We start from the raw sequence: 14,137 nt of genomic DNA, 5'->3' as shown, positions 1-14,137 counted from the left end.
CATGGGTGTGACATTGCTGCGGTTTTTACAGTCACTTTTGCTGCTGGCGGCGACGCTGATCACGTCAACGGCGTCGGCATCGATTACCGATTATGTCGTTAAACAGTGGAATACCCGTAATGGTTTGCCGTCGCAATCCTTAAAGAGTGTGACCCAGGATAACCAGGGTTATATCTGGGTCGGCACCCAATTCGGTCTCAGCCGCTTTGATGGCGATCATTTCACCAACTTTAACGAACAAAACAGTAACTTTTTAAACAGCAATGCCATTAACAAGCTGCTGATAGATAAAGAAGGTCTGCTGTGGATCGGCACCAAAAAAGGGGTTTCGGTACTGGATCCGGATTCCATGAACTACTTTCAGTTTGGTATCGGCGGTCCGGTGCGCGACATATTGCAAGACGACAAGGGCAATATTTGGGTCGCCGCCAATGAACTGTTTTATATCGAACGTAACCAAATTGCCTTTCACCTTGATGAAGAGCAGCGCCGCCGCAGCGGCCGTATGCAAAGCCGCCTAACCGCCATCAATCAGATTTCGGTGAGCAAGATGGCGCTGGCGCCGCAAGGGGTCTGGCTGGTCAGTGAAAACTACCTGTTACGTTTAACCAATATGTCGTCCTCGTCATCTCGACTGCGCTTAAAAATCACCGCCCGGGTGACCTTGCCCGAGCGCCTGGCACAAACCATTATTCATGATATGGCCTGGCTTGAAGGCACCCTTTATCTGGCGTCCGAGCTCGGTGCTTACTTCCTCGATATCGATGACGAATTACGTCCTTTTGCTTTGCCAAACGCCAGTAACGCAGCCGTTTATAAGTTTATGAGCGACTCCGATGGGGCGCTTTGGATCTCCACCTATGGCCGACTTTTGTATCGGGATAATTCCAAAGAGTGGCAGTGGGTGGAGCCGGCGGCGTTGGATCAGAGTATCTGGTTTTCCGATATTTACCGCGACGATCAAAACAATATTTGGCTCGCCAGTTTTAGCGAAGGCCTGTGGTTAGCTCATGCCGGACGGGTAGAGCGCCACAATGCACTGTCAAGCATGACCGAAGCGGTGATGGCGCTGACGCTCTCTCCCAAGGGGCAACTTTGGGTCGCCAACCGCTCCGGGGTTGGCTATTTCGATCAGGACAATAACTTCGTCAATCGCATCCCCCGCGCCAAGCTCAGACGCAGTGCCGTGCACGATTTGCACTTTGTCGGCGATCGCCTGTATATCGCCACCGACCGCGGCGTGTTGTATTTTGAAAATGAAGAACTCTTCAATATAGATGCCCGTGAGCTGCGCCTTAATCCAGTGTTCGCCATTAGCGAGGCCAGCGCCGGTGGGCTTTGGTTTGGTACCGGTCGGGGCATGTATCGCCTCGGCTACAATGGCCTGACTCCCTTTACTTATAATGCGGTACTCGACAGTAAATTTATTACCTTTGTCGTAGATAAGGGGAAGTATGGCTTGATTGGTACCAGTCAGGGCGGTTATATCTTCTCCGATAAAGGCATAGAGCGTGCCGGTGATAATACTGCCCTGGAGAGCGCTTATGTCACCAGTATCCTGGAAATCGATGGGGTGGGCACCTTGGTTGGTTCACTCAATGACGGCTTGTTCTACCGCAGTACCAAGGGGCGCTGGCATCAGCTTGATGTCTCCAACGGTTTACCCTACGGTTCCATCTTTAGTTTGCACTACGATAAAGACCTAGAAAGGGTCTGGGTCAGCACCATGAAAGGGGTGTACCGCATGCCGGTGGGCCAATTCTCCGATGAGATTGGCAACTTGCAGGTGGAGCAGGTGATCTCTTCTTATGACCGCCAATTAGACGGTAAGGCCAGTCAGTGTTGTGCCGGTTTAGGTCATGATGCGGTCGCCGACAACGGCAGCTCGATTTGGTACCCCAGCCTGCAAGGGGTGGTGGAAATTCCGAAGAACGTGCAGTTGTTTGGCCAGGATGCATTGGCGCCTCAGGTGGAAAGCATCGCCACGCCACGACGCACTCTGTTTACCGGTGCCTTGGGTAAAAACCCCGTGCTTGATACCGATGAGCGCGACCTGACCATCAGTTACACCGCCATCGATTTTTATGCGCCGGCGGAAGTGGAATTTCGCTATCAGTTGCAGGGTTTGGACAATGACTGGCGCTATGCTAACCATCGTCGCGAGGCCATTTATACCAATTTACCACCCGGGCCCTTTACCTTTAAGCTCGAGGCCAAGCGCACCAGTAGCAATTGGCAAGAGGCCAGCAGCGCCGAGTACGCCTTTACCGTGCCGCGTCGTTTCGATGAAACCATTTATTTCCGTTTGCTGATCGTTTCCTGCTTCTTCTTTATCTTGTATCTGCTGCTGTGGGTCTTTAGGGCGCAGGAGCGCCGTAAGCAGGCGGCGTTGGAAAGCCTGGTTGAAGAGCGCACCATAGAGCTGCGCGAAGCCAACGACAAGCTGAATCAGGTGAACTCTCAGTTAAAGCTGGTGAGCCACTCCGACGAGCTTACCGGACTGCGCAGCCGTCGTTTCTTATTCGACCAGCTGCCTAAGGATATTGAGCACTATCAGCGCAATGCGGAATCCTTGCAACAGCAGGGCCGAGCCTTGGTACTGGTCATCGTCAATATCGACAACTTCTCGCGGATCAACGATGCCTATGGGCCACTGAGCGGTGATAGCTGCCTGCAGCAAATGGCTACCTTGCTTAACTCCTGTACGCAAGGATCGGACTATGTGGCGCGCTGGAGCGGCGATGAGTTCTTATTGCTGCTTCGTGACTTCGAACTGGATCAGGTCAATCTGTTTGCTCGAAACTTGTGTAAGTCTATCGCTAACAAGGGCTTTTTGCTCCCCAATGGGAAAAAGATTAACCTCAGCGCCTCGCTGGGCTGGTCTTGCTACCCCATGCCTTTACTGGGCGGCCAGGTGATCGGTTGGGAAACATCGGTAAATCTTGCCGATATCGCCTTACACCAGGTTAAAAAGCGCGGCGGTGATGGCTGTGCCTATATCGAGTTCGATGATCAGCTTGATGCCTTCGAGTTCGAGCAAAGCGAGAACCTCGATGAGCAGATAGCGACCCTGCAAAGTACCTCGTTGGCGGATATAAAGATTTGGATGCGCTAGCTAGGTTTAGCTAGTTCTAGAAAAAGACATAAAAAAGGAGCGATATCGCTCCTTTTTCGACTTTGTATTAGTTAAGCCAACCAGGCTTTAATTTGTCGCTCTATGCCGGCGCTATCCAGGCCGAGCTCGGCATGCATTTCCTGCTGCGTCCCATGCTTGATAAAGACATCGGGCAGGCCTAAGTGCAGTACCGGCTTAAGCTGCTTACTTTGCGCCAGGTACTCGCTCACTGCGGAGCCTGCACCACCGGCAATAACGTTGTCTTCCAGAGTCACCAGGTGCTCATGGGTGGCCGCGAGTTCATCGATAAGCGCCGTATCCAGCGGCTTAACAAAGCGCATGTCCACCAAGGTGGCATCGAGGGCTTCCGCGGCCGGCTCGGCATATTCCAACAGGGTACCGAAAGACAGTATGGCCACGCCCTTGCCTTGACGCAGAACACGACCTTTCCCTATTTCCAGCTGCTGCATTTGCGCATCGAATTCACCCTCTCCGGCACTGCCACGGGGGTAGCGCACCGCGGCGGGTTTATCTAGCTTATGGCCGGTATAAAGCATATTACGGCATTCATTGGCGTTGGCCGGAGCCATGATCACCATATTGGGAATGCAGCGCAAGAAGCTTAAATCATAGGTGCCCTGGTGAGTTTCACCATCGGCGCCGACCACACCGGCACGGTCGATGGCGAATAAAACCGGTAACTCTTGCAGTGCCACGTCATGGATCAGCTGATCATAGGCGCGCTGTAAGAAGGACGAATAAATCGCCACCACGGGGGTTAACTGCTCGCAGGCAAAACCGGCGGCCAGGGTCACCGCATGCTGTTCGGCAATGGCAACATCAAAATATTGCTGTGGGTACTCCTTCGAGAAGCGCACCATGCCCGAGCCCTCACGCATTGCCGGAGTGATGGCCATTAAGCGGCTGTCCTCGGCGGCCATGTCGCATAGCCAGTCGCCAAAGACCTTGGAAAAGGTTGGCGCACCGGGTTTAGACTTGGGCAGCTCGCTTTCGCTGGGATCGAATTTAGGCACCGCATGATAGCCGATGGGATCGGCTTCGGCGGGCTTATAACCCTTACCTTTTTGCGTTTTTACGTGCAGTAACTGGGGTCCTTTAAGGTTGCGCATATTGCGCAGGGTGTCGACCAGCATGTTAACATCATGACCATCGATAGGACCGATGTAGTTAAAACCTAATTCTTCAAAGAAGGTACCTGGGATCACCATGCCCTTGAGGTGTTCTTCCATGCGACTGGCCAGCTCTTTTACCGGTGGCAGTCCGGAGAGCAATTTTTTGCCGCCTTCACGAATATTGGTGTAAAAGCTACCGGAAAGAATACGGGCGAATTGATTGTTCAAGGCGCCGACGTTTTCCGAGATAGACATCTCATTGTCATTGAGGATAACCAGCATATCCGATTTTACATCACCGGCGTGGTTCATGGCTTCGAATGCCATGCCAGCGGTAATGGCGCCATCGCCGATTACGGCCACGGTTTTACGTCCTTTCCCTTCTTTTTGCGCGGCAATGGACATGCCCAGTGCCGCAGAGATAGAGGTACTTGAGTGACCGACGCTAAAGGTGTCGTACTCGCTTTCACCTCGGTAAGGGAAGGGGTGTAGGCCATCTTTTTGGCGGATGGTGTGCATTTGCTCGCGGCGACCGGTGATCAATTTATGCGGGTACGCCTGGTGACCCACATCCCAAATCAAGCGGTCGAACGGCGTGTTATAGACATAATGCAACGCCACAGTCAGTTCCACCGTGCCTAAACCCGAGGCAAAGTGACCACTGCTTTGTGATACGGAGTTCAGTAGGTAATCCCGCAATTCATAGCTAAACGCGCCGAGCTTATCTTGTGCTAGGTCGCGCAGTTGTGCAGGTTCATCAACCTGATTTAAAAGGGGATACTTGCTACTATCCAAATTCATGCGTTTTATTATCCTTCACTGCGATGGCCCGAGTATATCAAAATGGGCACGGCCATCTGTAGTAATTTTTAATGATCTCGGGCGATGATGTATTGCGCCAGTTGCGCCAGCATCTTGGTGTCATAGGGCAGGCTGTCGAGGGCCGCAATGGCCTCGTCATAGAGCTGCTTCAGTTTGGCTTTAGCGCCATCTAAACCGAGCAGAGCCGGGTAGGTTGCTTTGTTGGCGGCCACATCCGAGCCTTGCGGTTTGCCTAAGGTCTGGGTATCGCCTTCAATATCCAGAATGTCGTCCTGCACCTGGAACGCCAGGCCAATGGCCTTACCGTACTGTTGTAATGCCGTTTCGGTCTTATTGTCGCCTTTAGGGGCGCATAAATAGCCAAGTTCGATGGCGCAGCTCAAGAGGGCCCCAGTTTTGGCATTATGTATCTGCTCAAGCTCATTGAGACTGATGCTTTTGCCGGTGGCGGCGATATCTAAGGCCTGGCCACCCACCATACCGAGTAGACCGGCTGCGCGGCTTAAGCTTTGTACCAGGCGGATTTGTGCGCCCGCCTCAATGTTAAAGTCGTTAGCGCTCAGTAATTCAAAGGCGATGCTTTGCAGTGCGTCACCGGCCAAAATAGCATGGGCTTCATCATAGGCAATATGGCAAGTGGGTCGACCGCGACGTAATTCATCGTCGTCCATGGCCGGTAGGTCATCATGCACAAGAGAATAGCTGTGGATACACTCGATGGCCGCGGCGGCCTTATCGAGATCGCTCTTGTTGGCACCGAGCATGGTGCCGACGCAATAAACCAAAAATGGGCGCAATCGTTTGCCGCCATTTTGTACGCTGTACTGGCTGGCCGCGAGGATCCGAGGTTGAGCGTCTTGCTGGCTGTGGAAATAGCTTTCTAGGGTGTGTACTACGTCTTGTTGCGCTTGTGCTAAGGCTTGTTTTAATTCCACAGTGACTATTACTCTTGAGGGTCCATAGGCGTTAATTCGCCGTCGAGATCATTGCTCATCAGCATGCTCACCTTTTGCTGCGCATGATCCAGTTTTTGCGCCGAGGCATTGGCCAGGCTGATACCGCGTTCAAACTGCTTTAAAGAATGTTCAAGCGGCATATCGCCTTGTTCCATCTCGGTGACAATTTGGCTCAGTTCGTTGATTGCGTCCTCAAAGGTGAGGTTTTCTGGTTTTTTTTGTGCCATTGCCTGCGCTCTCGTTACTGAATTGCTAAGAGCGCCAATTTTAGGGGTATTCCGTGACTAGGTCAAAGGAGGTGATGATTTTAGCCTGCTCTAATGCGCAGAATTTTAAATAAAAGGGTTAAGTAATTGCATCAGTTGCCGATAGCCTAAGAGTATTTATAATAGCGGCAAATTTTTATACCAATTGCATTGATGAAATGAGCAATGATAGCGACAGATAAACACTCGGGATAACAAGGCGAAAATGATGACATACAGTCGCTCTGTATGAATGATTTTTAACGCAGATAGTCCGGTGTTTGGTTCGCTAGATTGGGCAAGGCATTAATAAAATTGGTATTAAGCACCCGAGCCAGGCTCAAAGAGGTGCGAAATGCAGTAACTGTGGGTGGAGGACGTGTGGATTTAGCAACCATTATTGGTATTCTCGGCGCGATAGGCTTTGTAGTCATGTCTATGGTACTTGGTGGCGATGTAAGTATGTTTTACAACACCCCATCGGTACTGATTGTTTTTGGTGGCTCGCTGTTTATCGTTCTTGCTAATTACACCATGGGGCAGTTCTTTGCCATAGGTAAGGTGGCCGGCAAGGCCTTTATGTTTAAGATAGAGTCGCCGGATGAGTTGATTGAAAAAGCCGTAGAGCTGGCGGATTCGGCCCGTAAAGGTGGCTTCTTGGCGTTGGAAGAAGCGGATATCCGCAATAAGTTTATGCGTAAGGGCATCGACATGCTGGTTGACGGTCACGATGCCGACGTGGTGCGTGCCACCTTACAAAAAGACATTATGCTGACCTCGGCGCGCCATCAGCAGGGCGCCGGTTTATTTAAAGCACTCGGGGATATCGCCCCCGCCATGGGCATGATAGGTACGCTTATCGGTCTGGTGGCCATGCTTTCGAATATGGATGACCCCAAGGCCATTGGCCCGGCCATGGCGGTGGCCTTGTTAACAACCCTGTATGGTGCCTTTTTAGCGAACGTCATAGCCATCCCCATCCAGTCTAAGCTGGAGCTGCGTAAAGACGAAGAAGAGCTGAATCAGCGCCTGATCCTCGATGCGATTTTGGGAATTCAAGACGGTCAAAACCCCAAGGTGATCGAGGGCATTTTAAAGAATTACCTTGCCGAGTCTAAGCGTCAGTTAGATACAGAGGCATGAGCGAGGAATGAGTATGTCCGACGAGCAACCTTGTAAATGTCCTCCTCCCGGGTTACCCCAGTGGATGGGGACCTTTGCCGATTTGATGTCGCTGTTGATGTGCTTCTTCGTGCTGCTGCTGGCCTTCTCGGAAATGGATGTACTGAAATTTAAGCAGATTGCCGGCTCGATGAAGTTTGCCTTCGGGGTGCAAAACAAGCTGGAAGTCAAAGATATCCCCAAGGGCACCAGTGTGATCGCCATGGAGTTTAAGCCCGGGCGACCGGAACCTACCCCCATTGAGACCATTCAGCAGCAAACCACGGAGATGACCCAGCAAATGCTGGAGTTCCAGGCCGGTGATGAAGACTCGGCCGGTGGTCGCCAGGAACAACGCGGCGATCAGCGTGGCGGTGAATCTTCGAGCACAGAAGAGCAACAAGAACAACAGCAGGCGATTGCCACGGCGGATCAAGAAAGGGTCAATGAGCTGGTGAAGAAAATAGCCCAGCAGCTGGAGCAACAAATTATCGATGGTGCCATCGAGCTGGAATCCCTTGGTCAACAGATCATCATTCGTATTCGTGAAAATGGTTCTTTCCCATCCGGCAGTGCGTTTTTGCAGCCGCAATTTAAGCCCATAGTGCATGACATTGCCCGCTTGCTCAAAGATGTGCCCGGGGAGATCACCGTCTCCGGCCACACCGATGATTTTCAGGTCGCTAATGAGCTTTATACCAATAACTGGGATCTCAGTGCCAAGCGGGCGGTAGCCGTTGCCACCGAGATGCAAAAGGTAGAGGGCTTTGATAAAAACCGCATGGTGGTGGTCGGTCATGCCGATACCCGGCCCTTGGTGCCCAATGAAACTGATGAAGACCGTAAGCGTAACCGTCGCGTAGAAATATCCATTATGCAGGGTAAGGCGAAAGAGTCGGAGCCGATAGAAGTTGTGCAGTAAGTATTGGCACTTGTTGAAAAAATTCGTTATTTTATGCCTAGTTTACGATTTAGAAACAAACAGTAGGAGAAGGAATGACTATTTTAAACAAGTTTGCTTATATGCCGGGTAATGGCGGTGGCTCTGATGACAAAACCGACCACGAAGACGGTCAGGGCCAGGATCAAGAACAAAAGCAGCCTCAGGGTTAACAAAGGTGTACCTAAGGTGTACCTAAGGTTTACCTAAGGCCTAACTATGCCAGATTGGTTCGAAGACTTTCTTCTGCTTCTCAATAACAGTTCGGCGGCACTGATAGTGCCGGCGATTGTTGTTCTTGCCATTATTAAAGATGTCAGAGGCATACGCTTTGCGCTGCTGACCGCTGGCTTTTTCTTATACGGCGCGCTGATCCACGAATGGATATTCTCCTGGGATACGCAAAAGTTCTGGCGCTATGTTATTTGGGCAGGTAATGACATAACCTGGATGGCCATCATTGCTTATTGGGGCGTACGCGGTAAGGTCCACTTGTGGCAAAGCATCATGGGCCAGCTGATTGTTGTTGCGGTGCCTTTTTTGCAAATGTGGCGATTAGCCGACCGACACCTTTGGGATTTAAGTTACAACAGTGCTTACCTGTTCAAAACGATTATCCCCGTAATCAATATTGCCACCATAGTGCTTTGCTATTTACCTATCGTTTATTGGTTAAAAGCTCGCGCTAAGCCTCCCGTCGCCAATTAAGCTTTCTTCAGCAAGGGTTTTGCACTACACTGTTCTTCACTGTATGGATGAACAGTTATTTTTGCTATGAAGCTTTATATCGCTGAAAAACCTTCCCTGGGGCGTGCCATTGCCGCCGCCTTGCCTAAACCTCATAACAAAAAAGACGGCTATATTGAGCTGGGCAACGGCGATTGCGTAACCTGGTGCATTGGCCACTTACTCGAGCAGGCAGAGCCCGATGACTATGATGCCGCCTATAAAAAGTGGCAAGTACAGCATCTACCCATAGTGCCACAGCAATGGCAACTCAAGGCCAAGAGCAAAACCCGCAAACAACTTACCTTGGTTAAAAAGCTGATCAAGCAAGCTTCGCAAATTGTTCATGCCGGCGACCCCGACAGGGAAGGGCAACTCTTAGTCGATGAGGTCATTTCTCAAGTTAAATTGAGCGCGGCTCAAAAGCAAAGCATCCAGCGTTTGTTGATCAGCGACTTAAACTTACCTGCGGTGAAAAAAGCCCTTGGGCAATTGCGTGCCATCGCGGAATTTATTCCACTCAGCGTTTCGGCCTTGGCGCGCTCCCGAGCCGATTGGTTGTTTGGCATGAACCTCACCCGGGCCTATACCCTGGCGGGTCAAAAAGGTGGCTATAAGGGGGTGCTCTCCGTTGGTCGGGTGCAAACGCCCATCCTTGGCTTGGTGGTAGCGCGGGATCAAGAAATTAAAGAATTTGTCAGCAAGCCCTTCTATGAAGTAGAAGCCCTGATGCGCACTCAAGAGCAACAAGGCTTTACCTTAAAGTGGCAACCCAGCGAAGCCTGCCAACCTTATCAGGACGAACAGGGTCGGGTATTAGTCAAGGCCTTGGCCGATAACGTTGTTTCCCGTATCAAGGGGCAGCATGGATTGATCACTCAGGTCAAAAGGGCTGAAAAACAAGAGCAGGCGCCCTTGCCTTATAACCTGTCGGCACTGCAAATCGATGCCGCCAAGCGTTTCGGGTTGCCAGCCAAAGCGGTACTTGATACGTGCCAAAGTCTTTATGAAAAACACACCTTGATCACCTATCCACGCTCGGATAATAGGTATTTGCCTAAGGATCATTTTCAGCAGGCGCCGCACATTATCGATAGCGTGATTGCCAATGGCGTATTTTCTAAAGAGCAGCTGGCCACAGTGGATCCGTTTAGAAAAGCGCGTTGCTTTAACGATGCCAAGGTCGCCGCTCACCATGCCATAGTGCCGACCAATAAAAAGACGTCGGCGCAGCTCTCCGAGACGGAGCGCCGTGTTTATGAGCTGATCTGTCGCCAGTACGTGATGCAATTTATGCCGGCCTACCGCTACCATCAAACCGATGTGGAAGCAGAGATAGCCGGCGGCAAGTTCACTACCAAGGCCAAAGAGGAACTCGAACGCGGCTTTAAGGTATTATTGCCCAATAAAGAAGATAAAGAAGTGCAGACTTTGCCGCCATTAACTCTTGGTCAGCAGGTATTGTGTGAGAATGCGCGTCGCTTAGATAAAAACACCACCCCGCCGGCGCACTTTACCGATGCCACCTTGCTTGCGGCGATGACCGCCATTTCCCGCTTTGTAACAGACCCGGAGATACGCAAGGTCCTGCGGGAAACCGATGGCCTGGGCACGGAAGCGACGCGCGCCAGCATTATCGAGTTATTGTTTACCCGGGGATTTTTAGCGCGCACTGGCAAGACTATCGTTGCCACCGAGGCGGGAGCAGCGCTGATCAATGCCTTGCCTGCGACCTTAGCGACACCGGATATGACCGCCCATTGGGAAATGGCCTTGGCGCAAATTGCAGAGAAGCAGCTGAAATATGATGATTTTATGCAACCACTTGTTGGACAGTTAGGGTCGTTAATTGAGGAAGCAAAAACCTGCGACAGTCGCCAGTTTTCGCATATCAAGAGTCAGGTGAAAAGGAAGTTTAAGGGCGCGAGAAGAAAAAGCCCGCGCCCCAAAAGCGGTAAAGCCTATGGCACAGCCTCCGGCAAAGCCAAGGCTTAGTTTTCGTTAAACAAGGCCAATGCCGCATTACTCATGGCGCGCACCCCGGTTGGAATTGCCTTTTGGTAATCCGGGGCAAACTTACTTGAATGTAATGACGGTAACTGCGTATTGTTTTTCATTGCCTCCTTGTATGTATCCGGGTTGACACCCCCCAACCAGAATAGGGTGATGGGTAAGTCGTCTTCGGTACGGCCATACAAACCAAAGTCTTCACCGGCCATGACCGGCTCGGTCAACTCGACATTATCGGTGCCAATGGCCGCTTTAATGGCCTGGGTGACGCGCGCGGTTTGCTCCGGATTGTTGTAGGTCGAAGGGATGGATTCGGCCTCATGAACCACCACCTCGGGGTAAAGTGATTCTTCAAGCCCAGCACTGGCGGCAATACCCGCGGTAATGCGCTTAATCGCCGCAATCTGTTGTTCACGTACCGCTGGGTTATAGCTGCGTAATGTCAGCTGGAGTTTGACCTCGTTGGAAATAACATTGTGTTTACTACCACCGTGAATTGAACCTACGGTGACTACCGAAGGCTCAAGAGGAGAGAGCTCGCGGCTGGTGATGGTTTGTAAGGCCAGCACGATACGAGAAGCGAGCACCACAGGGTCGATAGTGGTATGCGGGTAAGCACCGTGGCCGCCTTTGCCTTTGACATGAATATCAACGGAGTCGACGCTGGCCATGGTGTATTCGGGCTTCAGCGCCACTTTGCCAGCAGGAACACTCGCGCTGACATGCAAGGCCAAAATATGATCCGGCTTGGCAAATTGGCTAAAGAGTCCTTCGTTTAACATGGCTTTGGCGCCGGCACCGACCTCCTCAGCGGGTTGAGCCACCATCATTAGGGTGCCTTGCCATTGGTCTTTGTGGGCGACCAGGTGCTCGGCGGTGCCAATAAAGCTGGTCATGTGAATATCGTGACCACAGCCGTGCATCACGCCGACCTGAGTGCCGTCTTCATTTAGTACCTTCACCTTAGAAGCATAGGAAACACCGGTTTGTTCGGTAATGGGTAAACCGTCGGTGTCGGTGCGGATCATAATAGTAGTGCCATCACCATTTTTCAGCAGTCCAACCACGCCATACCCACCCACCTCAGAGGTGACCTCAAAGCCTAGGCGCTTTAATTGTTTTGCGATTTTTTTACCGGTTTGTTGTTCTTGTAAGGATAGCTCTGGGGATTGGTGTAAGTCTAAGTAGAGCTTCTCCAACTCGGGTAGGCGCTTGCTAACCTCAATTGCGGCGTTGGCGGGTAATGCCGTGGTTAATAATAAGGCCGTGCTGGCTATTGTCATATTTTGCAGAAAACCCATAATATTCCTTACACTTGTAATTGTGATCTTTGACTCCATATCAAAGCCTAATTCTAAATAGATGGCAACTTAACCATGACGAATCAAATTCAACTTACTGCGGAAAATATTCAGCAGGTTTTAGGACAAACTTCCGAAGATAATATCGTTGCCTTGAGCTTCTACTCGGCGCAGAGCCCCGAATGCCAAGAGCAGGCACGTATCTTAGACGGCTTAGCGCAGCAATATCAGCAGCACCTTATTGTTGCTACCCTGGATTGTGACGTTCAGCAAGCATTGGCCAGCCAGTTGGCACAGCAAATTGGTCTGCAGGCATTACCTACCCTAGTGCTATTAAAAGGTGGGGCCCCGGTAGATATGTTGCCAGGAGCGCAAAGTGAGCAACAAATAAAAGAAGCATTGCAAAAGCACCTGCCACAGCCGGAAGATGCGTTATTACAGCAGGCTAAAGCGGCGTTAGCGGCAGACAACCTGAATGATGCCTTTAAATATGCGAAGCAAGCCTATGAAATAGATCCTCAGAACGCCCGAATCAAGCTGGTGCTGACCGATATCTGTATTCAAATACATAAGTTAGAGGATGCAAAAGCCTTGCTTGATACCATAGCGCTGGCGGAGCAGGATGCCTACTACAACAATATCAAAGCAAAGCTAGAGCAAGCAGAGCAAGCACAAGACTCTCCAGAGATCCGCACGTTGCAGCAGGAAATTGAGCAGCAAGGCGATAATTTAGAGCTTAAGGTGAAACTGGCGGTGGCTTTTAATGATGCCGGCCGTAAAGCTGAAGCGCTCGAAACTTTATTTTTAGTGCTAAAGAAAGATCTTAACTTTGCCGATGCGAAGAAGTTCTATCTTGATATTATCGCCAGCCTACCAGAGGGGGATGCCTTGGCGGCGGCATCGCGTAGAAAACTATATAGCATTCTTTACTAGGGCTATTTTTGAGTGCCTACATATATAGGTATAGATATGACTACGGCGAGCTTAGACTCGCCGTTATTATTTTTAGATTCCTACCTTGATCTTTACCGCAGTTGTTCAATACTTAGTAGTCCTGCCACGGAAGAATCATAACAAGGCCAGAATTTGGCTACTTAACATCCGGTTTTGGGTGCTTATTAATCAATTGATACGCAAAAGGCTATTTTTCGCAATTTTCTTTAAAAAAGGGGTTGCGCTGAAATCGTTTCTCCCTATAATGCGACCCCACTGAGACGGCAGGCAGCAACGCATAGCGAGGCGCTAGCGACTCAGGGAGTCAAGTAAAACTGAGTTTTAAGAAGCTTTAAACTTTCTCAAAATTAAGTGTTGACAACAAATCAGGGTTGAGTAAAATGCACAGCCCTCGAGACGCGAAAGCAGCTCGAAACCGGGTAACCGGACTGTTCTTTAAAAATATGAAGCAATCATCTGTGTGGGCACTCGTACAGATTGAGTTCTAACAGCCGATTCTAGTTCGCTAGATGAGGCAAACAAATTTAGAGTCTCAATGTTTTTTCCTTAAATGGAAAGTGAGTGACCAACGGAAACAAGTTTACTTGTTTCAGCACAGTCAATTCGATATCGAAAGATATCATCACAGTATTCATTGAGCGCCGAATCTTCGGTTTCAAAAAACTTTTAATTGAAGAGTTTGATCATGGCTCAGATTGAACGCTGGCGGCAGGCCTAACACATGCAAGTCGAGCGGTAACATTTCTAGCTTGCTAGAAGATGACGAGCGGCGGA

At 50.5% G+C, this 14,137-nt stretch carries 10 protein-coding genes and 1 rRNA gene; 7 read left to right on the top strand and 4 right to left on the bottom strand.

Translation table 11 applies throughout. From position 1 onward, the window contains the following. Position 1: 1 nt before the first annotated feature. Positions 2–3,115, top strand: a complete 3,114-nt coding sequence (locus KD147_RS09965; protein WP_212547745.1) for a diguanylate cyclase domain-containing protein — start codon at positions 2–4, stop codon at positions 3,113–3,115. A gap of 71 nt (positions 3,116–3,186) precedes the next feature. Here the strand turns inward: KD147_RS09965 and dxs are convergent, their stop codons facing one another. The 3 genes from dxs to KD147_RS09950 all read right to left on the bottom strand — a co-directional run bounded on the left by dxs (position 3,187) and on the right by KD147_RS09950 (position 6,253). After that, positions 3,187–5,049 (bottom strand): 1-deoxy-D-xylulose-5-phosphate synthase, encoded by a 1,863-nt coding sequence (dxs, locus tag KD147_RS09960; RefSeq protein ID WP_212547744.1) that lies wholly within the window; start codon positions 5,047–5,049, stop codon positions 3,187–3,189. Positions 5,050–5,117: 68 nt separating this feature from the next. Next, complete coding sequence (gene ispA, locus KD147_RS09955) at positions 5,118–6,005, bottom strand: (2E,6E)-farnesyl diphosphate synthase (protein WP_212547743.1); 888 nt, start codon at positions 6,003–6,005, stop codon at positions 5,118–5,120. Between the two features lie 8 nt (positions 6,006–6,013). Further along, positions 6,014–6,253 (bottom strand): exodeoxyribonuclease VII small subunit, encoded by a 240-nt coding sequence (locus tag KD147_RS09950; RefSeq protein WP_212547742.1) that lies wholly within the window; start codon positions 6,251–6,253, stop codon positions 6,014–6,016. 399 nt (positions 6,254–6,652) lie between these two features. Here KD147_RS09950 and pomA point away from each other — a divergent pair, with 399 nt between their 5' ends. From pomA to KD147_RS09930, 4 genes are all read left to right on the top strand, one after another. Then, positions 6,653–7,414, top strand: coding sequence for a flagellar motor protein PomA (pomA, locus tag KD147_RS09945; RefSeq protein WP_212547741.1), 762 nt, complete (start codon positions 6,653–6,655; stop codon positions 7,412–7,414). A gap of 13 nt (positions 7,415–7,427) precedes the next feature. Beyond that, positions 7,428–8,354 (top strand): flagellar motor protein MotB, encoded by a 927-nt coding sequence (locus tag KD147_RS09940; RefSeq protein WP_212547740.1) that lies wholly within the window; start codon positions 7,428–7,430, stop codon positions 8,352–8,354. Between the two features lie 237 nt (positions 8,355–8,591). Continuing rightward, positions 8,592–9,080, top strand: coding sequence for a hypothetical protein (locus tag KD147_RS09935; RefSeq protein ID WP_212547739.1), 489 nt, complete (start codon positions 8,592–8,594; stop codon positions 9,078–9,080). Positions 9,081–9,146: 66 nt separating this feature from the next. Next, positions 9,147–11,093 (top strand): DNA topoisomerase III, encoded by a 1,947-nt coding sequence (locus KD147_RS09930; protein ID WP_212547738.1) that lies wholly within the window; start codon positions 9,147–9,149, stop codon positions 11,091–11,093. Here the strand turns inward: KD147_RS09930 and KD147_RS09925 are convergent. Then, positions 11,090–12,409, bottom strand: a complete 1,320-nt coding sequence (locus KD147_RS09925) for a M20 metallopeptidase family protein (RefSeq protein WP_502710227.1) — start codon at positions 12,407–12,409, stop codon at positions 11,090–11,092. The two genes, KD147_RS09930 and KD147_RS09925, sit on opposite strands and share 4 nt — an antisense overlap. A 75-nt stretch (positions 12,410–12,484) precedes the next feature. Here KD147_RS09925 and KD147_RS09920 point away from each other — a divergent pair, with 75 nt between their 5' ends. Both KD147_RS09920 and KD147_RS09915 read left to right on the top strand, forming a co-directional pair. Beyond that, entirely contained in the window at positions 12,485–13,342 is an 858-nt protein-coding gene (locus KD147_RS09920; protein ID WP_105255626.1) for a tetratricopeptide repeat protein, read from the top strand. 688 nt (positions 13,343–14,030) lie between these two features. After that, positions 14,031–14,137, top strand: a 16S ribosomal RNA gene (locus KD147_RS09915); the annotation flags it as partial.

This window comes from Pseudoalteromonas sp. BDTF-M6 (genome assembly GCF_018334135.1).
GTDB lineage: Bacteria > Pseudomonadota > Gammaproteobacteria > Enterobacterales > Alteromonadaceae > Pseudoalteromonas.
The sequence above is the reverse complement of the archived record's forward strand: the minus strand, read 5'-3'. Positions and strand labels throughout refer to the sequence as shown.

What these genes read in the sequence shown, in the direction of transcription:
- KD147_RS09965 (WP_212547745.1), top strand. Translation starts at nt 2, where the DNA reads ATGGGTGTGACATTGCTGCGGTTTTTACAGTCACTTTTGCTGCTGGCG.
- dxs (WP_212547744.1), bottom strand. Translation starts at nt 5,049, where the DNA reads ATGAATTTGGATAGTAGCAAGTATCCCCTTTTAAATCAGGTTGATGAA.
- KD147_RS09950 (WP_212547742.1), bottom strand. Translation starts at nt 6,253, where the DNA reads ATGGCACAAAAAAAACCAGAAAACCTCACCTTTGAGGACGCAATCAAC.
- KD147_RS09940 (WP_212547740.1), top strand. Translation starts at nt 7,428, where the DNA reads ATGTCCGACGAGCAACCTTGTAAATGTCCTCCTCCCGGGTTACCCCAG.
- KD147_RS09935 (WP_212547739.1), top strand. Translation starts at nt 8,592, where the DNA reads ATGCCAGATTGGTTCGAAGACTTTCTTCTGCTTCTCAATAACAGTTCG.
- KD147_RS09930 (WP_212547738.1), top strand. Translation starts at nt 9,147, where the DNA reads ATGAAGCTTTATATCGCTGAAAAACCTTCCCTGGGGCGTGCCATTGCC.
- KD147_RS09925 (WP_502710227.1), bottom strand. Translation starts at nt 12,409, where the DNA reads ATGGGTTTTCTGCAAAATATGACAATAGCCAGCACGGCCTTATTATTA.
- KD147_RS09920 (WP_105255626.1), top strand. Translation starts at nt 12,485, where the DNA reads ATGACGAATCAAATTCAACTTACTGCGGAAAATATTCAGCAGGTTTTA.